The 17,324-nt window shown below is 43.3% G+C and carries 22 protein-coding genes; 21 read left to right on the top strand and 1 reads right to left on the bottom strand.

Annotated elements, in window-relative coordinates; genetic code table 11:
• Window positions 1–56 precede the first annotated feature (56 nt).
• Complete coding sequence (locus tag IGJ42_RS09270) at window positions 57–932, top strand: NAD(P)-dependent oxidoreductase (RefSeq protein ID WP_005235572.1); 876 nt, start codon at window positions 57–59, stop codon at window positions 930–932.
• Between the two features lie 83 nt (window positions 933–1,015).
• A complete protein-coding gene (locus IGJ42_RS09265; RefSeq protein WP_005225886.1) occupies window positions 1,016–1,246 on the top strand; it encodes a YkuJ family protein in 231 nt (76 codons plus the stop codon).
• Window positions 1,247–1,314: 68 nt separating this feature from the next.
• Here the strand turns inward: IGJ42_RS09265 and IGJ42_RS09260 are convergent, their stop codons facing one another.
• On the bottom strand, window positions 1,315–2,247 hold the full coding sequence (locus tag IGJ42_RS09260) for a GIY-YIG nuclease family protein (RefSeq protein WP_005235574.1): 933 nt from the start codon (window positions 2,245–2,247) through the stop codon (window positions 1,315–1,317).
• 320 nt (window positions 2,248–2,567) lie between these two features.
• On the opposite strand from IGJ42_RS09260, the gene fabT reads away from it, so the two are divergent.
• The 19 genes from fabT (at window position 2,568) to yqeK (ending at window position 17,315) form a co-directional block, all read left to right on the top strand.
• Complete coding sequence (gene fabT, locus IGJ42_RS09255; RefSeq protein ID WP_008378199.1) at window positions 2,568–3,008, top strand: fatty acid biosynthesis transcriptional regulator FabT; 441 nt, start codon at window positions 2,568–2,570, stop codon at window positions 3,006–3,008.
• Window positions 3,009–3,017: 9 nt separating this feature from the next.
• The gene (locus IGJ42_RS09250) at window positions 3,018–3,980 is read left to right on the top strand and encodes a beta-ketoacyl-ACP synthase III (protein ID WP_005235580.1); all 963 of its coding nucleotides are present in this window, start codon (window positions 3,018–3,020) and stop codon (window positions 3,978–3,980) included.
• Window positions 3,981–4,032: 52 nt separating this feature from the next.
• Complete coding sequence (locus IGJ42_RS09245; RefSeq protein ID WP_005225890.1) at window positions 4,033–4,257, top strand: acyl carrier protein; 225 nt, start codon at window positions 4,033–4,035, stop codon at window positions 4,255–4,257.
• Between the two features lie 123 nt (window positions 4,258–4,380).
• The gene (gene fabD, locus IGJ42_RS09240) at window positions 4,381–5,304 is read left to right on the top strand and encodes an ACP S-malonyltransferase (protein ID WP_430615232.1); all 924 of its coding nucleotides are present in this window, start codon (window positions 4,381–4,383) and stop codon (window positions 5,302–5,304) included.
• Between the two features lie 9 nt (window positions 5,305–5,313).
• A complete protein-coding gene (gene fabG / locus IGJ42_RS09235; RefSeq protein WP_008378189.1) occupies window positions 5,314–6,051 on the top strand; it encodes a 3-oxoacyl-[acyl-carrier-protein] reductase in 738 nt (245 codons plus the stop codon).
• 12 nt (window positions 6,052–6,063) lie between these two features.
• Complete coding sequence (fabF, locus tag IGJ42_RS09230) at window positions 6,064–7,302, top strand: beta-ketoacyl-ACP synthase II (protein ID WP_016610185.1); 1,239 nt, start codon at window positions 6,064–6,066, stop codon at window positions 7,300–7,302.
• Window positions 7,303–7,785, top strand: a complete 483-nt coding sequence (gene accB / locus IGJ42_RS09225) for an acetyl-CoA carboxylase biotin carboxyl carrier protein (RefSeq protein ID WP_101699135.1) — start codon at window positions 7,303–7,305, stop codon at window positions 7,783–7,785.
• 4 nt (window positions 7,786–7,789) lie between these two features.
• Complete coding sequence (gene fabZ / locus IGJ42_RS09220; protein ID WP_005225895.1) at window positions 7,790–8,218, top strand: 3-hydroxyacyl-ACP dehydratase FabZ; 429 nt, start codon at window positions 7,790–7,792, stop codon at window positions 8,216–8,218.
• 7 nt (window positions 8,219–8,225) lie between these two features.
• Window positions 8,226–9,590, top strand: a complete 1,365-nt coding sequence (locus IGJ42_RS09215) for an acetyl-CoA carboxylase biotin carboxylase subunit (protein WP_005235585.1) — start codon at window positions 8,226–8,228, stop codon at window positions 9,588–9,590.
• Window positions 9,591–9,602: 12 nt separating this feature from the next.
• Window positions 9,603–10,472, top strand: coding sequence for an acetyl-CoA carboxylase, carboxyltransferase subunit beta (gene accD, locus IGJ42_RS09210; RefSeq protein WP_430615229.1), 870 nt, complete (start codon window positions 9,603–9,605; stop codon window positions 10,470–10,472).
• A complete protein-coding gene (locus IGJ42_RS09205) occupies window positions 10,465–11,250 on the top strand; it encodes an acetyl-CoA carboxylase carboxyl transferase subunit alpha (protein WP_005235587.1) in 786 nt (261 codons plus the stop codon). The genes accD and IGJ42_RS09205 overlap by 8 nt, the downstream gene beginning before the upstream one ends.
• A gap of 190 nt (window positions 11,251–11,440) precedes the next feature.
• On the top strand, window positions 11,441–12,286 hold the full coding sequence (locus IGJ42_RS09200; RefSeq protein ID WP_005235588.1) for a transporter substrate-binding domain-containing protein: 846 nt from the start codon (window positions 11,441–11,443) through the stop codon (window positions 12,284–12,286).
• 22 nt (window positions 12,287–12,308) lie between these two features.
• Window positions 12,309–12,998, top strand: a complete 690-nt coding sequence (locus IGJ42_RS09195) for an amino acid ABC transporter permease (protein ID WP_005225900.1) — start codon at window positions 12,309–12,311, stop codon at window positions 12,996–12,998.
• A gap of 16 nt (window positions 12,999–13,014) precedes the next feature.
• Window positions 13,015–13,740: an amino acid ABC transporter ATP-binding protein gene (locus tag IGJ42_RS09190; RefSeq protein ID WP_430615227.1), complete on the top strand. Its 726-nt coding sequence runs from the start codon at window positions 13,015–13,017 to the stop codon at window positions 13,738–13,740.
• A gap of 360 nt (window positions 13,741–14,100) precedes the next feature.
• Entirely contained in the window at window positions 14,101–14,625 is a 525-nt protein-coding gene (locus IGJ42_RS09185; RefSeq protein ID WP_086332431.1) for a YqeG family HAD IIIA-type phosphatase, read from the top strand.
• Window position 14,626: 1 nt separating this feature from the next.
• Window positions 14,627–15,745 (top strand): ribosome biogenesis GTPase YqeH, encoded by a 1,119-nt coding sequence (gene yqeH / locus IGJ42_RS09180; protein WP_194188502.1) that lies wholly within the window; start codon window positions 14,627–14,629, stop codon window positions 15,743–15,745.
• 15 nt (window positions 15,746–15,760) lie between these two features.
• Window positions 15,761–16,072, top strand: a complete 312-nt coding sequence (gene yhbY, locus IGJ42_RS09175) for a ribosome assembly RNA-binding protein YhbY (RefSeq protein ID WP_005225905.1) — start codon at window positions 15,761–15,763, stop codon at window positions 16,070–16,072.
• Window positions 16,073–16,084: 12 nt separating this feature from the next.
• Entirely contained in the window at window positions 16,085–16,726 is a 642-nt protein-coding gene (locus tag IGJ42_RS09170; RefSeq protein WP_016620357.1) for a nicotinate-nucleotide adenylyltransferase, read from the top strand.
• A complete protein-coding gene (gene yqeK / locus IGJ42_RS09165; RefSeq protein ID WP_430615224.1) occupies window positions 16,716–17,315 on the top strand; it encodes a bis(5'-nucleosyl)-tetraphosphatase (symmetrical) YqeK in 600 nt (199 codons plus the stop codon). The genes IGJ42_RS09170 and yqeK overlap by 11 nt, the downstream gene beginning before the upstream one ends.
• Window positions 17,316–17,324 lie beyond the last annotated feature (9 nt).

Here is a 17,324-nt window from a genome sequence, read left to right as displayed (position 1 = left end):
TTCATGTTTTTAGCGTATACTAAAGACATGAACTTTTTTATTTTGGAGGGATCTGCATGAAATTAGGATTTATCGGTACTGGTGTCATGGGTCAAGCGATGGTTGGTCATCTCTTAGCTGCAGGACATACAGTGAATGTTTACAATCGGACGAAAGCAAAAACAGATGAACTCGTTGCGAATGGAGCAATTTGGTGTGACACCCCAACAGAAGTTGCATCAGAAAGTGAAATCATCTTTACAATGGTTGGGTATCCATCCGACGTTGAAGAGGTTTACTATGGGCCTCAAGGGATTTTTCAAACGGCTGTGACGGGCAAAACATTGGTGGATTTTACAACCAGCACACCTGATTTGGCAGAACGAATCTACCAGACAGCGAAGGAAAAAGGAGCAGCGAGTATTGATGCGCCAGTTTCTGGTGGTGATCTTGGTGCGAGAAACGCCACGCTAACGATTATGGTTGGTGGCGATGAAGAAGCTTACCAACAAGTAAAACCACTTTTTGAAGTATTAGGAAAGACGTTTCAACTTCAAGGAGGGGCTGGAAAGGGGCAGCATACGAAAATGGCCAATCAGATCATGATTGCCGGCACCATGACGGGGATGACAGAAATGCTGGTCTATGCGAACCAAGCGGGTCTAGATTTACCACGAGTGATTGACACCCTTTCTGGCGGTGGTGCAGCCAATTGGTCCATGACGAATTACAGTCCACGTATCCTAAAAGAGGATTATTCACCAGGTTTTTTTGTCAAACATTTCATCAAAGATCTGGGGATCGCTCTGGATGAAGCCAAGAAGATGGGATTGGATTTGCCAAGCACCACTTTAGCTAAAAAATTGTATGATCAGTTGGCTGAAAAAGGCTATGAAAATGACGGAACGCAGGCGCTGATTAAACTTTGGTGGCAAGATGGAAAAAAATCTTAAAATGACAAAAAAAATACGAAAAATCAATGCAAGATAGAGGATGTTTTGATACAATATAACGGACAGAAAAAGGAGGCTTACGAATGAAAAGTTCGCAATTAGTCGCTATCATCAAACGTTTAGAAGCGATGGTCGAAGCGCAAGACAATGAAGTTCAAGTACGTCGTTTTGAAAAAGAAGGCGTCGAAAAATGTACCGTTACTTATGACAATTCGACAGAAACGTTTGAATTAACGGAAGCAGAATCAAGTCAATCTTATCAATTTGATAATGTTGATATTGTAGCCATGGAAATCTATGATTTGATCCAATAAGAATGAGTGGGACGTTCGTCGTCGCTTTCTCATTTCTATACAGCAAGCCTACTTGGGCTTGCTGTTTTTTATTTTTCTGCTGCTTTTTCTTGGCGATACAGGTGATTAAGGATGATCCCTAATGGATCGAGATCTTCCGGGGCTAAAGGAAGCGCAGCGCTTGATGGCGGAAGTGGCTGGAATTTTTCTTCGGGAGAAAGAATGTTTGTTTGGATCAACTTACCAAAGCTGACTTGATAGTATTTGAGTTGAGTCGTCTGTGATACTGGCTCCTGGGGAATCGAAAAAATCACTTCCGGTTCTTGAATGAACTGATTGACCCTCACGATTTCTTGGTAAAAGCTTTCTGCTAGATGGATCTCTCGCTGCAGTACACTAGCTTGTTCAAACAATAAGTGATCAATCAGGTATGCCAAGCGTTTTTTAAGGAGTGAAAAACAGTCGGTCTTCTTTCCTGCAAAAAAACAGCCGATCTCTCGCCACTTCTCTTCCAAGGAATACGCCTCCATTTGAGGGAGTTGCTTACGTAAGGTTAATAGCGTCAGTTCGTTGACAGTCGGCAATTGAAACGTTTCTGACAATAATTGAAACAACACAGGCAATTTTTTTGTTTGTCGAAAGGGGCCATAACTGCCAATTTGTGGTGTTTGAGTGATCGTGAAGCTATGATTCGTCAAATCAACAAAGCAATAGTTCGCTGAATGGTTCATTTGGCGGTTGTAGATAGGATGAAAAGCTTGGATCAAACGACATTCAAGTAATAGTGCATCCAATTCGGTATCTGTTTCGATGGTTTCAAAATCAACGACATTATAAACAAGTCGAAGTACCTTATTGGCATGCTGCTGGTTTTTTCGGAAGTAGGAAACGACACGCTGCTTCAATGATTTGGCTTTTCCCACATACAAGACTTCGTTGTGTTGATCTTTCATTAGATAAACGCCAGGCCTTTCAGGGAGTGCATTTGCTTTGTTTTTTAGAAACTCTTTGTTCGGATTCATCGATCTTTCCTCTCCTTCCTTCAAAGAGTAGCAGATGAAGCTTAAGAGAGCAACGTTTGCTGGCCATTGACAAGAAAAAATTAGAAATAGAGTGGAAGCAACGCAATGATAAACTTTGACATTCAAAGGAAATTTCTCTATAACGGAAACGGATTATTTTGTCAACTCGCAGCTTTTAAAATCTTAGAAAATCAATTCTTAAATAAAAATGCGCTTAAAAATAAAAAAAGTTCGAAAAAATTCTTGCATTTCTCAATAACTTCCGATATAGTTTGACTATCAAATGATTTGATTATCAAAGTATTCGGATGGTGAAGGTTATGGAACCCAATTTAGAAACAGTTAATGACTACTTAGTCAGCGTCTTTAATGACATCTTAGTGATTGAAGAATCTGAATTGAAAAAATCTCAATTCAAAGACCTTTCAATTACCGAAATGCATACCATCGAAGCCATCGGGATGTACAAAAAAAAGACCACGACTGAAGTTGCCAAAGAGCTTTCGATCACTGTTGGGACTTTGACCATCGCGATCAATCGTTTGGTGAAAAAAGAATATGTAGAACGGATTCGCAGTGAAGATGATCGGCGAGTCGTCAAACTAGGTTTGACGAAAAAAGGAAAACTCCTTTATCGTGTTCATCAGCATTTTCATCGTGAGATGGTGAAGGGTGTCTTGAGTCAGATGTCTCCTGAAGAGGAACAGGCACTGTTGAAAGCACTGAAAAATCTGCATGACTTTTTACAAGATTATAAGTGAGAATAATGGATGAATATGTTTGGAAAAATTACCGCGACTGCAAGTTATGTTCCAGAAAAAATCGTAACAAATGATGATCTATCAAATTTGATGGATACTTCAGATGAATGGATCCATTCTCGCACGGGAATCAAACGAAGAAGAGTCGCTGTCGGCGAAAACACTTCAGACCTTTGTATTCGCGTCGCTCAAACGCTCTTGCAAGATGCTCAGCTTTCAGCAGAAAGTCTGGATTTTATCTTGGTAGCGACGATCACACCGGATTTCAATACACCGGCGGTTGCTTGCCAAGTCCAAGGGGCGATTGGGGCAGTCAATGCCTTTGCTTTTGATATCAGTGCAGCATGTGCTGGTTTCGTGTATGCATTGTCTATGGCTGAAAAACTGATTCGAACGGGCGCTAAAAAAGGATTGGTCATCGGTGGAGAAGTACTTTCAAAAGTCTTGGATTGGAACGACCGTTCGACGGCTGTTTTATTCGGAGATGGTGCCGGCGGTCTATTGTTGGAAGCATCTTCAGAGCAGCATTTGCTCAAAGAGTCTTTAAAAGCAGATGGGACGCGAGGCATGTCCTTAACATCTGGTTTTCGCACGAATGAGAATCCTTTTTCACAAAACGCTCCGGCGTATAGTGCTTGTATGCAAATGATTGGACGAGAAATCTTTGATTTTGCGACGCGTGATGTGGTCGCCTCGATCAATGATCTGATACAAGATGAAGCAATTGATTATTTTTTGCTTCACCAAGCAAATTCACGCATTTTAGACAAAGTTGCTCGCAAGCTGAAGCAACCCCGTGAGAAATTTTTGCAAAATATGCAAGATTATGGCAATACTTCGGCAGCCTCGATTCCGTTATTGCTAGATGAAGAAATCAAACGAGGTACACTGTCCCTTGGCAGTGGTCAAAAAGTGGTGTTCTCAGGTTTTGGCGGCGGATTGACATGGGGAACTATGTTAGCCACCTTATAACTTGTTCACGAAACAAAATTACTATTGAAAAACACATTGGAGGAATATACACATGGTATTCGAAAAAATTCAAGAAATCGTAGCAGAAGAATTAGGAAAAGAAAAAGAAGAAATCAAATTGAACACGAACATCCAAGAAGATTTAGAAGCAGACAGCTTGGATCTTTTCCAAATCATTAACGAGATCGAAGATGAATTCGATGTGAAGATCGAAACAGAAGATGGTATCACAACCGTTGAAGATCTAGTTAAATATGTAGAAAAACAACAAGCATAAAACAAAGGCTAGGCAGACAGCCTAGCCTTTCCTTTTTAAGAACGTGTTTTTGCTGATTCATAGACGAACTGCAAGAATCCATGTTCTCCAACAACAACGAACAAAGTAATGAAGGAGTGCAAGATGAAGACAGCCTTTTTATTTAGCGGTCAAGGTGCACAGTACCCCAAAATGGGGGAAGAGCTCTATCACCAAGAAGCAATCGTTCGTGAGACGTTTGAACAATCCAGCACTATTCTAGGATATGATATGGCCGAGTTATGCTTTACTGAAAACGAACGTTTAAACCAGACGGAATATACACAGCCTGCCATTTTAACAGTAAGCACAGCTTTTTGGCGACTTTTGGATGCGCAAGGAATCGAAGCAGATGCTGTTGCTGGCTTAAGTTTAGGTGAATATACAGCCTTAGTCGCTAGTGGCGCGCTTGATTTCAAGACCGCAGTCGCATTGGTGCAAAAGCGCGGTCGGTATATGGCAAGTGCGGCGCCTGCAGGTGTTGGGAAAATGGTTGCTGTGATGAACACACCCGCTGAAACGATTGAAGAAATCTGTAAAGAAGCAAGTCAAGTGGGGATCGTGACACCAGCGAATTACAATACGCCGCAGCAGATCGTCATTGGCGGTGAAGCGCCGGCAGTGGATAAAGCGGTGGAATTGTTACAAGCTGCTGGAACCAAACGGGTGATTCCTTTAAATGTCAGCGGTCCTTTCCATACTGCTTTGTTGGAACCGGCATCGCAGCAATTAGCACAGGAATTAGCTCAAATTACCTTTGATGAGTTGCAAGTACCTGTCATCAGCAATACGACCGCGCAGCCGATGCAGCAAGACCAAATCAAGGAACTGTTGACGCTGCAAGTGAAATCGCCAGTGCGTTTTTACGAAAGCATTGCGACACTGAAGCAGCTTGGCATCCAACAAGTCATCGAGATCGGACCAGGAAAAGTATTGAGCGGTTTTATGAAGAAAATAGACAAAGAAATCCAGACTGCGCGTGTAGAAGATAGCCAAACGTTGGCAGATACACTAGCCCAATTCAACTAGGAGGAATTTATGGATCTGCAAAATAGAAACGTCTTTGTAACTGGTAGCTCGCGAGGGATCGGTTTTACCATCGCGGAAGCCTTTGCCAAAGAAGGAGCGAATATCGTTTTAAATGGACGAAAAGAAATTCCCCAGTCACTGATCGATCGCATCACCAGCTACGGCGTGAAATGTGTAGCGATCAATGGGGACATTTCTGATTTTGATCAAGCGGCAGCCATGCTTTTGGAAGCAGAAGCGGCAGTCGGACCGATCCACATTTTAGTCAATAATGCCGGAATCACGAATGACAAATTATTGTTGAGAATGAAACCCGAAGATTTTGATTCAGTGATCAAAATCAATTTGACTGGTACCTTCAATATGACGCAGCACGCGTTGAAAAAAATGATGAAGTTGCGAGAAGGCCGCATCATCAATTTGACGAGTGTGGTCGGCTTGACGGGAAATATCGGGCAAGCCAACTATGCGGCAAGTAAAGCTGGCGTGATCGGTTTTACGAAATCTGCCGCTCGTGAAGGTGCCGCTCGGGGGATCACCTGCAATGCGATCGCCCCAGGATTTATCGAAACAGAGATGACTGAAGTGCTGTCGGATAAAGTCAAAGAACAATCATTGGCAAATATTCCATTACAGCGTTTTGGTTCCACACAGGATGTTGCGCAAACAGCAGTCTTTTTAGCAAAAAGCCCCTACATCACTGGTCAGGTGATCAGTGTAGACGGCGGGATGGCAATGCAAGGGTAGGAGGAAGAAAAGATGAATCGAGTAGTAGTTACAGGATACGGCGTCACTTCTCCAATCGGAAATGACCCAGAAACTTTTTTAGCAAGTTTACAAAACGGGACCAACGGCATCGGCCCGATTACAAAATTTGACGCAGAAGCAACAGGGATCTCAGTTGCTGCTGAAGTCAAAGATTTTCCGTTAGAAAAGTACTTCGTTAAAAAAGATACGAAGCGGATGGATCTTTTTTCCATTTATGGAATTTATGCGGCCTTAGAAGCGATGGAAATGGCGAAGTTAGATACAGAAACCATTGATGTGGATCGTTTTGGCGTGATGGTTGGTTCGGGGATCGGCGGCTTGCCAACGATTCAAGACCAAGTGATTCGAATGCATGACAAAGGAGCAAATCGGGTATCACCAATGTTCGTACCGATGTCGATCGTAAATATGGTTGCCGGCAACATTGCGTTACGGGTAGGTGCGAAAGGCATTTGTACGACGACTGTTTCCGCCTGTGCTTCTGGTACCCATTCAATCGGTGAAGCTTTCCGAAACATCAAGCATGGCTATGCAGATGTCATGATCGCTGGTGGTTCAGAAGCGACGATCTGTGAAATCGGTATTGCTGGTTTTGCTTCTCTGACGGCGTTAACCACTGAATCAGACCCTGACAAAGCTTCCGTTCCGTTTGATAAAAATCGTAGTGGATTTGTCATGGGTGAAGGTGCTGGCGTCTTCATTTTAGAATCATTGGCGCATGCACAAAAACGTGGGGCAACGATTTTAGGTGAAGTCGTAGGGTACGGTGCGAACTGTGATGCCTACCATATGACTGCGCCAAACCCTGATGGATCAGGTGCTGGAAAAGCAATGAAATTAGCGATGCAAGAAGCGGCGATTACCCCAGCTGAAGTTGGTTACATCAATGCCCACGGTACAAGTACGCCCGCCAATGACAGTGCAGAAGCGACATCGATCCAATACGGATTGGGCGAAGACTATAAAAAACCATATGTCAGCAGTACAAAGTCAATGACTGGTCATTTGCTTGGGGCGGCTGGTGGAATCGAAGCCATTGCTTCACTATTAGCATTACAACATCAATTTATTCCACCAACAATCAACGTGACAGAACAAGATCCTGAGATCGACTTGAACGTTGTTATCAATCAAAGCCAACCAGCAGAATTGACCTATGCCATGAGTAATTCGCTTGGGTTTGGCGGTCATAATGCAGTGATCTTGCTGAAACGTTGGGAGGAAGCGTAATTGGAAACACATGAGATAAAAGAGCTGCTCAGCCAATTCGATCAATCGACGTTAACTGAGCTTCAATTAAAAAAAGAGACGTTTGAACTTTATTTTAATAAAAATACGACAAGTGGGCTACAAAATGCACAATCTACACCTGCGTCTGCTCCTGCAGCGAATGCTGCGCCAACTCCTGTTGTACCAACGCCTGCTGTCTCAGCGACACCTGACACAGTAGAAGCGGCGAAACCTGTCTTAGAGGGCAAAGAAGTTGTCTCGCCATTAGTGGGTGTCGTTTATTTGAAACCAAGTCCTGACAAAGATAACTTTAAGCAAATCGGCGATCACGTGAAAAAAGGCGATATTCTTTGTATCGTTGAAGCGATGAAAGTCATGAATGAAATCGTCAGCGACGTCGATGGCGAATTGGTTGAAGTCTTGGTTGAAAGCGAACAAATCGTTGAATTCAATCAACCATTATTCCGTGTGAAAGAAGGGTAAAGCAATGAGCGCATTAACGATTCAAGAAATCAAAGAAATCATCCCTCATCGTTATCCGATGCTTTTAGTGGATCGCGTTGAGGAGTTAGAAGAAGGCAAACGGGTCGTTGCGAAGAAAAACGTTACCATTAATGAGCCGTTTTTCCAAGGCCATTTTCCCCATGAACCAGTGATGCCTGGAGTATTGATCGTGGAAGCAATGGCGCAAGCAGGTGCTGTGGCATTATTGTCATTGGAAGACTTTCGTGGGAAAACTGCCTACTTTGGCGGTTTAGACAAAGCGAAATTCAGAAAAAAAGTAACACCAGGCGATACCTTGATCTTAGAAGTAGAAATAATCAAAGTGAAATCTGCAGCTGGCATCGGCAAAGGAATTGCCTATGTTGATGGGAAAAAAGTGGCGGAAGCAGAATTGACTTTCATGATTGGATAGGTGAGACATGTTTTCTAAAGTATTGATCGCAAACCGTGGCGAAATCGCCGTACGTATCATTCGCGCTTGTCGCGAATTAGGTATTCAAACGGTCGCCGTTTATTCAGAAGCAGATAAAGAAGCGTTGCATACAGAGCTTGCCGATGAAGCGATTTGTATCGGACCTGCCAAAGCAGCCGACTCTTATTTGAATGTACAGCAGATCCTAAGCGCTGCGATCGTCACAAAGGCTGAGGCGATCCATCCTGGATTTGGCTTTCTTTCAGAGAATAGCCGCTTTGCTGCGATGTGCGAGGAATGCAATATCGTCTTTATTGGGCCAAAGAGTGAGACTATCGATGCAATGGGAAACAAAATCAATGCAAGACGCTTGATGATCGAAGCAGAAGTACCGGTCATTCCCGGAAGCAAAGGCGCGATTTCTGATGTGGAAGAAGCTTTAACGATCGCTGAAGAGATTGGTTACCCAGTCATGCTCAAAGCTGCGGCCGGCGGTGGCGGTAAAGGGATACGGAAAGTCGCAGATAAAGAAGCATTGCCTCATCATTTTGCTTCGGCGCAGCAAGAAGCGAAAGCGGCATTTGGCAACGATGAAATGTACATTGAAAAAATCATTTATCCTGCTCGACACATAGAAGTGCAAGTGTTAGGTGATTCTTTTGGTAATATTATCCACCTTGGTGAACGCGATTGCTCGCTACAACGCAACAACCAAAAAGTGTTGGAAGAATCTCCTTCTGTGGTGATTTCTGAAAGCAAACGAGCAGAGCTAGGAGAAGCAGCGGTACGTGCCGCACAAGCGGTAGGGTATCGCAATGCCGGCACGATCGAGTTTTTAATGGCAGACACTGGGGCGTTTTATTTCATGGAAATGAACACTCGAATCCAAGTGGAACACCCCATCACTGAAATGGTGACGAACATTGATCTAGTCAAAAAACAACTCGAAGTTGCTAGTGGTGAACCGCTAGGCTTGACACAAGCAGACATCAAGATGACAGGTGCGGCAATCGAATGTCGGATCAATGCAGAAAATCCAGCCTTCAATTTTGCACCGTCACCAGGAAAGATCAACAATTTATTTCTGCCTGGTGGAGGCTTGGGTGTACGGGTAGACAGTGCCATGTATTCCGGCTATACGATCCCGCCTTATTATGATTCCATGATCGCTAAAGTGATCGTTCACGGCGAGAACCGTTTTGAAGCATTGATGAAAATGCAGCGGGCGCTAGCCGAATTAGTGACCGATGGTGTCATTACGAATGCAGAATTCCAAATGGACTTGATCAGTCACCCGAAAGTGATTGCGGGAGACTATACAACCGCCTTTTTACAAGAGGAATTTTTGCCAAATTGGACACCTGAACAATAGGAGGGAAGATGAGTGGCTTTATTTAAGAAGAAAAACTACATTCGCATCAATCCTAATCGAGGTCAGCTGCCAACGAACGAACCAGTCGTACCAGATAATCTTTGGGCGAAATGTCCTAGTTGCAAACGAACGCTTTATACGAAGGAGATGGGGGCAGAGAAAGTCTGTCCTCACTGCGGGTATAATTTCCGAATCAGTGCCTGGGAACGGATCGCTATCACGATTGATGAGAAAAGTTTTGAAGAATGGGACACAGATGTAACCACAAAAGATCCTCTTGAATTTCCTGGATATTTGGATAAAGTCGCACAAATGCAAGAAAAAACTGGGTTGCATGAGGCTGTCCTCACAGGAGAAGCAAAAGTTCAAGGATTGCCGTTAGCGATCGGGATCATGGATGCGAATTTCATCATGGGCAGTATGGGAACGGTCGTGGGGGAGAAGATCACCCGTTTGTTTGAACGTGCGATCGAAAAACAGCTACCAGTTGTTCTTTTTACCGCTTCAGGTGGTGCGCGGATGCAAGAAGGAATTTTGTCACTGATGCAAATGGCAAAGATCTCCGCGGCAGTAAAACGCCACAGTAAAGCTGGCTTGTTTTATCTAACGGTTTTAACGGACCCGACCACCGGTGGCGTTACCGCTAGTTTTGCGATGGAAGGGGATATCATCCTGGCAGAACCGCAAGCATTGATCGGTTTTGCTGGACGACGTGTGATTGAACAAACCATTCGTCAGGAACTACCTGAAGATTTTCAAAAGGCAGAGTTCCTGTTAGATCATGGCTTTGTCGATCAAATCGTTCCACGGACGAACTTGCGGGAGAAAATCTACCATTTGATTTCTTTGCATACGCGGAAAGGATGGAATCGCAATGACTAGAGCAGCCCACGAAATCGTTGAACTCGCTCGCAGCAAAGACCGCTTGACGGCACTGGATTACTTTGAAGGCATTTTTTCTGAGTTTGAAGAGTTTCATGGAGACCGTCTGTTTGGCGAAGATGAAGCCGTTGTTGGCGGGATAGCTTGTTTAGATGGCAAGCCAGTGACCGTGATCGGTATTCAAAAAGGCCGTAATCTACCTGAAAATTTACGCAGAAACTTTGGCTCACCACATCCTGAAGGCTATCGAAAAGCGTTACGCCTAATGAAGCAAGCAGAAAAATTTCAGCGACCTGTGGTCACATTGATCAATACAGCAGGGGCGTTTTGTGGTATTGGCGCGGAAGAACGGGGAGAAGGTGAAGCGATTGCCCGTAACTTGATGGAAATGTCCGATTTAACGGTGCCGATCTTGGCAATCATCATTGGTGAAGGCGGCAGCGGCGGTGCCTTAGCACTGGCATTAGGCGATGAGGTTTGGATGATGGAACATTCGATCTATGCCATTTTATCTCCCGAAGGCTTTGCTTCGATCCTATGGAAAGATGGTAGCCGGGCCAAAGAAGCTGCTGGTTTAATGAAGATCACTGCCCAAGAACTATTTGAATTAGGCGTTATTGAAAAAGTGATTGCTGAAACCCATGAAGAGGCCTTTTTACCGAAAGAGCAATTGATGGAACAGATGAAAGCGGCAATTTCAACGAAACTCGCTGAACTTTCTACGTTGCAAACAGAAGAATTGCTTGAGGCAAGGTATCAGCGTTTTCGCCGATTTTAACAACTAGGATATCCACTCTGATTAGAGAGAGGGTATCCTAGTATTTTTTTATTAAAAGTGTTATTGAATAAATCGTGCAAATGACGAAGTTTTTAGTTTAAAATTTAATTATTCTGTGCTATTATGTATATATTCTGAATATAAGAAGATTATATTGCATAAATATTTGTTTTGAAGAGGAGCGTTTTTAATGAAAAAATTATTTGGAGCACTTGTTGTATTGACGGGGATTTTGGTTTTAGGAGCTTGTGGAAATGGCGGCTCATCGAGTACTGGCAGTTCTAGTGCCAGCGGTTCGGCGGATAACCAATTGGAAGCCATCAAAGCAGCCGGTGTGTTGAATGTGGCAACTTCTGCTGACTTTGCCCCCTTTGAATTTCATGCCTTGATTGATGGCAAAGATACGATCGTGGGCGCAGATATCGATATGGTCAATGAGATCGCTGATCGTCTTGGTGTCGAAGTGAATATTTTGGACCTTGATTTCAATGCTGTCTTGACTGCTTTGCAACAAGGAAAAGCCGATATCGCTGTTTCAGGCATCTCAGCAACTGACGAACGTAAACAGACTTTTGATTTCACCGATAACTATTTTACACCAGAACAAAAAGTAGTTGTTAATAAAAACAATGAGTCGGCATTTGATTCAATCGAAAGCTTGTCTGGCAAAAAGGTGGGCGCTCAAAAAGGCTCGATCCAAGAAATGATCGTTCAAGACCAATTAGCGGATTCGCAATTGGTTTCCATCGCCAAAGTTCCGAATCTAGTCAATGAATTGAAACAAGGATCGATCGATGGTTTGGTGCTTGAAAGTGCGGTGGCTGAATCGTATGTTGCACAAAATGATGACCTCGTGATCACTGATGTAGCATTAGAAGCGTCTGAAGGCGATTCTTATGCAATTGCTTTACCTAAAGGGAGTACCGAACTACAAGAAGAGCTAAACAGTATTTTGAAAGAATTGATTGAAGATGGTACAATCGATGAGTATGTACAAAAGAACACAGATCTAGCCAACGAAAATGCGGCGCAATAGATAGAACGGAGTAGACACAATTATGGATTTATCCTTTTTAGCGATATATTACCCTTATTTTCTTTCTGGTGTGGTGATCACCATCGTGATCTCTATCATCACCGTGATCTTTGGAACGATTCTAGGGGTGATTTTTGCCCTAATGAAATTATCAAAAGTGACGCCTTTGCGCTGGTTTGCTAATGCGTATATTGAAGTCATCCGCGGCACACCAATGTTGGTGCAGATATTGATCGCTTTTGGTCTTTTGCAAGGCATGTTTGCCTTGCCGACAGTCTCGATCGGTGTGTTGAGTCTTGATTTTGGGCGGTTATTTCCTGGGATCATTGCGCTCTCACTTAATTCTGGGGCATATGTTGCTGAGATCGTCCGAGGGGGAATCAATGCCGTTGATTACGGTCAAACAGAAGCGGCTGGTTCTTTAGGGCTGCGGCCTTTTCAAACGATGCGTTATGTCGTATTGCCACAAGCACTACGCAACATCTTGCCGCCACTAGGCAATGAATTTATCGTTTTGATCAAGGATTCCTCTTTGCTTTCAACGATCGGCATCTACGAGCTGATGAATAGTGCGCAGATCGTTGTCACCAGTTCTTTCCAACCATTAACGCCTTTCTATGTGGCGGCGGTCATTTATTTCATCTTGACGTTTACGACTTCGCGACTATTGAGTTTATGGGAAAAGAAACTAGGAAAAGGCTATCGTCGTTAAAAGGAGAAGACAAGCTATGATGTTAGATATTCAAGAGTTACACAAAACCTTTGGCAGCAATCAAGTGCTAAAAGGGATCACAACGACGATCGAGCAAGGAGAAGTCGTTGTGGTGATTGGACCATCTGGTTCAGGAAAAAGCACGTTCTTACGCTGTTTAAACTTACTAGAAGTACCGTCAAGCGGAAAAATCTTTTTTGAAGGAACCGATATTACCGATCCAAAGAATGATTTGTATAAGATGCGGGAAAAAATGGGCATGGTTTTTCAAAATTTCAATCTTTTTCCGAATATGACGGTTTTAGAAAACATTACTTTGTCCCCGACGAAAGTCAAAAAGGTAGCAAAACCAGCTGCTGAAACACTAGCAAAGCAACTATTGAATGATGTAGGTCTGCCTGATAAGGCAAACTCCTATCCACAAAGTCTATCTGGTGGACAAATGCAACGGATCGCTATTGCACGTGCCTTGGCGATGGAACCGGATGTGATGCTCTTTGATGAACCGACTTCTGCGTTAGACCCTGAAATGGTTGGCGAAGTATTGTCTGTCATGCAGCGTTTGGCTCAGCAAGGAATGACGATGGTCATCGTCACTCATGAAATGGGCTTTGCGAAGGAAGTCGCGGATCGGATTTTATTTATGGATCAGGGAATCATTATGGAGGAAGGAACGCCAGAACAGCTCTTTGATCATCCGAAAAACCCGAGAACCATTGATTTTTTAAGTAAAGTATTGTAAAATGCGAGAAGCTCGCAGTTGCAAATGACAATTTTGGACTTTTTCTAAGCATCCTTTCAGTAAAAGGATGCTTTTTTGACGGAAAAAAAGACTACTTTAAAGAAGTGATGGAACAAACTGTTGTTTCGACACCTTCGTTTTTCAGTTCTTTTACAAGAAACCTGCAGAAACTAGCGCACTTGCTAGTATTCAAAAAGATTCTATTGTATAATTACAGGTTGAAGAGGTCTGATCCTTTTAGAAACTGCCTGCTTGCTTGTCAACAGCTAGTACAGTTTCTTTTTAAAGATCGACTATGTGGATCGATGACTAGTCGCCGACTTTTAACATGCGAAGAAATCAGATAGTAAAGGAGATTCTATGTTTTCAAATTATAAACCGACTTGGATGGTCGATGCGATTTATAAAATCACCCCTAGCCAACTAAAGGCACAGGGGATCAAAGGGATTTTGACCGATCTTGATAATACCTTGATTGCTTGGAATAATCCTAATGGAACCGAAGAATTAAAAAACTGGTTATTGGAAATGAAAAACGCTGGCATACCGGTGATTGTCGTTTCTAACAACAATAGTGAACGCGTGGCACGGGCTGTTGCGCCTTTTGGTTTGAAGTACGTACACCGCGCATTAAAACCTTTTTCAAGAGGGATCAAACAAGGCTATCAACAATTAGGCTTGAAAAAAGAAGAGGTTGTCATGATCGGCGATCAAATCATGACGGATGTACGAGGTGCCAATCGTGCCGGTGTTCGTAGTATTTTAGTGAAACCAGTGATCCCAACGGATTCTTGGAAAACCCAATTTAATCGAGCCGCAGAAAGAAAAATCATGAACTATTTATTGAAGCACAACCCAGAGTTAAAATGGCGTGGAGGAATTTAATATGACAGAAGGAATCGAAGAAATTCACTGTATCGGCTGCGGGGCAGTGATTCAGACAACGAACCCCAATGAATTGGGCTACACCCCGCAATCCGCATTAGAAAAAGGACTTGAATCAGGAGAAGTCTATTGTCAACGCTGCTTCCGTTTGCGCCATTACAATGAGATCCAAGATGTTTCCCTCACCGACGATGATTTTCTGCGTCTGCTAAATGAAATCGGGGAAAAAGAAGCCTTGATCGTTAATGTCGTCGATATTTTCGATTTTAATGGTTCATTGATCCCAGGACTGCACCGCTTTGTCGGCAATAATCCTGTTTTATTAGTGGGCAACAAGGTGGATATTTTACCGAAATCTTTGAAAAAATCGAAAATGACCCAATGGATGAAGGAACGGGCTCACGAAGTCGGTTTAAGACCCGTCGATGTATTGTTGACGAGTGCCAAGAAACCGGGTGAAACCCAAGCGTTGCTACAAGCGATCGAAACGTATCGTGAAGGTCGTGATGTGTATGTGGTTGGTGTGACGAATGTTGGAAAATCAACATTGATCAATCAAATCATCAAACAAACAGCAGGGATCAACGAGCTGATTACCACTTCGCGATTCCCTGGAACTACATTGGATAAAATTGAGATTCCATTGGACGACGGGCACTTTTTGATCGACACACCAGGAATCATTCATCGTCATCAAATGGCACACTATTTAGGTAAAAAAGATCTGAAAATCGTGGCACCAGCCAAAGAAATTAAACCGAAAGTGTATCAATTGAACCCTGAACAAACCTTGTTCTTAGGGGGACTTGCCCGTTTTGATTTCATACAAGGAGAACGAAGTTCGTTTGTTGCCTATGTAGCGAATGATGTAGCGATCCATCGGACCAAATTAAGTAAAGCCGATGAATTTTATGAGAAACATGTTGGTGGGCTGCTGCAGCCGCCACGAGCAGATGAAGTGGCGGATTTTCCTGAACTCGTCCGTTTCGAATTTTCTATCAAAGAAAAAAACGATATCGTTTTTGCTGGACTTGGCTGGATCACGATCACCAAACCATGTGTCATCGCCGGGTGGGCGCCAAAAGGTGTCGATGTGCTTAGACGCAAAGCATTAGTATAAGGAAGAAGGAAGATTATGGACTTACGAGGAAAACAAAAAAGATTTTTACGAAGTGAAGCGCACCATCTAAACCCGATTTTTCAAATCGGCAAAGGCGGCTTGAATGACGCGATGATGGCGCAAATTGAAGAAGCACTAGAAAAACGAGAATTAATCAAAGTCTCATTGCTCCAAAATACCGATGAGGTTGCTGACGAAGCAGCTGAAACGATCCGGGAGAAAGTCGGCTGTGAAGTAGTTCAGATCATCGGACGAGTGATCGTTTTATTCAAACCGTCTAGTAAAGAAAAATACCAAACGATTTCAAGCAAAGTTCGTTCAATTTAGGAGGTAGAAGGCATGCAAGGACAAACATTTGGAAAGGTACAAACGGTTTTAGAGACACAAACACAAGAACTTGTACCGAAAAAGCAAGTGGGCATTCTTGGTGGAAATTTTAATCCAGTACACTACGCACATCTGGTCATGGGTGAGCAAGTAGGGCAAGCATTAGGGCTGGATAAAGTTTATTTCATGCCTGAGTATTTACCGCCTCATGTTGATGAGAAAAAGACAATCCCCGCTGAGCATCGTTTAGCGATGTTGAAGTTGGCGATCGCCGATAATCCGCGATTTGCTGTAGAGACCATTGAGTTGGAACGAAAAGGTAAGAGTTATACGGTTGATACGATGCGGGAATTGACAGCTAAGAATCCAGATACCAATTATTATTTTATCATTGGCGGGGATATGGTGAACTATTTACCAAAATGGCATCAAATCGATGAGCTGATGGAATTGGTAACTTTTGTGGGGGTTCGCCGCCCGGAAGTGCCGATCGATAGCCCATACCCGATTATTTGGATCGATATTCCTCTAATGGATGTCAGCTCAACAACAATTCGTAAAAAAGTGCAACAAGGTTGTTCGGTTCGCTACTTATTGCCAGATAATGTGTTACACTATATTCAAGAAAAGGGGTTGTACTTGGATGAAGAGTGAACACTACACACAAGCAGAACGGGAACTTTTGATGCAAAAGGTCCAAATGCAGATGAGTCAAAAGCGCTTTGAGCATGTGTTGGGTGTCGAAAAAACGGCCGTTGCCCTTGCGGAAAAATATGGTGCTTCACCGGTCAAAGCCAGCATCGCTGCTTTGACGCATGATTATGCGAAGGAACGCAGCGATGAAGAATTTCAATTAGTCATTCGTAGAGACGGATTTGAATTGGATCTCTTGAACTGGAACAATGCTATCTGGCATGGACTCGTCGGTGCTGATTTCGTTCAACGAGAATTAGAGATCGATGATGATGAAATCTTACAAGCGATCCGTTTGCACACAACCGGAGCTGCCAAGATGAGCCTACTAGATAAAATCATCTATGTGGCAGATTATATCGAACCCGGGCGTACGTTTCCTGGAGTCGTTGAGGCTAGGGAAATCGCAATGATCGACTTAGATGCCGCTGTTGCTTACGAAACGAAACATACCTTGCTTCATTTGATCGAAACAGAAGCAGTTATCTACCCAAAAACGATCGAAACCTACAATTTTTGGGTAGCCAAATATAGGAGGGAATTACCATAGATAGTCAGA

This window comes from Enterococcus sp. DIV1067f (genome assembly GCF_050543505.1).
Taxonomy (GTDB): Bacteria; Bacillota; Bacilli; order Lactobacillales; family Enterococcaceae; genus Enterococcus_D; species Enterococcus_D entomosocium.
This window is presented reverse-complemented; position numbering and strand designations above follow the sequence as displayed.

Coding starts and splice junctions, on each gene's coding strand:
- fabG (WP_008378189.1), top strand. CDS start 5,314: ATGGATCTGCAAAATAGAAACGTCTTTGTAACTGGTAGCTCGCGAGGG.
- IGJ42_RS09265 (WP_005225886.1), top strand. CDS start 1,016: ATGAAAAGTTCGCAATTAGTCGCTATCATCAAACGTTTAGAAGCGATG.
- fabT (WP_008378199.1), top strand. CDS start 2,568: ATGGAACCCAATTTAGAAACAGTTAATGACTACTTAGTCAGCGTCTTT.
- IGJ42_RS09270 (WP_005235572.1), top strand. CDS start 57: ATGAAATTAGGATTTATCGGTACTGGTGTCATGGGTCAAGCGATGGTT.
- IGJ42_RS09185 (WP_086332431.1), top strand. CDS start 14,101: ATGTTTTCAAATTATAAACCGACTTGGATGGTCGATGCGATTTATAAA.
- IGJ42_RS09205 (WP_005235587.1), top strand. CDS start 10,465: ATGACTAGAGCAGCCCACGAAATCGTTGAACTCGCTCGCAGCAAAGAC.
- fabF (WP_016610185.1), top strand. CDS start 6,064: ATGAATCGAGTAGTAGTTACAGGATACGGCGTCACTTCTCCAATCGGA.
- fabD (WP_430615232.1), top strand. CDS start 4,381: ATGAAGACAGCCTTTTTATTTAGCGGTCAAGGTGCACAGTACCCCAAA.
- IGJ42_RS09245 (WP_005225890.1), top strand. CDS start 4,033: ATGGTATTCGAAAAAATTCAAGAAATCGTAGCAGAAGAATTAGGAAAA.
- IGJ42_RS09200 (WP_005235588.1), top strand. CDS start 11,441: ATGAAAAAATTATTTGGAGCACTTGTTGTATTGACGGGGATTTTGGTT.
- yhbY (WP_005225905.1), top strand. CDS start 15,761: ATGGACTTACGAGGAAAACAAAAAAGATTTTTACGAAGTGAAGCGCAC.
- yqeH (WP_194188502.1), top strand. CDS start 14,627: ATGACAGAAGGAATCGAAGAAATTCACTGTATCGGCTGCGGGGCAGTG.
- fabZ (WP_005225895.1), top strand. CDS start 7,790: ATGAGCGCATTAACGATTCAAGAAATCAAAGAAATCATCCCTCATCGT.
- IGJ42_RS09250 (WP_005235580.1), top strand. CDS start 3,018: ATGAATATGTTTGGAAAAATTACCGCGACTGCAAGTTATGTTCCAGAA.
- yqeK (WP_430615224.1), top strand. CDS start 16,716: ATGAAGAGTGAACACTACACACAAGCAGAACGGGAACTTTTGATGCAA.
- IGJ42_RS09170 (WP_016620357.1), top strand. CDS start 16,085: ATGCAAGGACAAACATTTGGAAAGGTACAAACGGTTTTAGAGACACAA.
- IGJ42_RS09195 (WP_005225900.1), top strand. CDS start 12,309: ATGGATTTATCCTTTTTAGCGATATATTACCCTTATTTTCTTTCTGGT.
- IGJ42_RS09260 (WP_005235574.1), bottom strand. CDS start 2,247: ATGAATCCGAACAAAGAGTTTCTAAAAAACAAAGCAAATGCACTCCCT.
- IGJ42_RS09215 (WP_005235585.1), top strand. CDS start 8,226: ATGTTTTCTAAAGTATTGATCGCAAACCGTGGCGAAATCGCCGTACGT.
- IGJ42_RS09190 (WP_430615227.1), top strand. CDS start 13,015: ATGATGTTAGATATTCAAGAGTTACACAAAACCTTTGGCAGCAATCAA.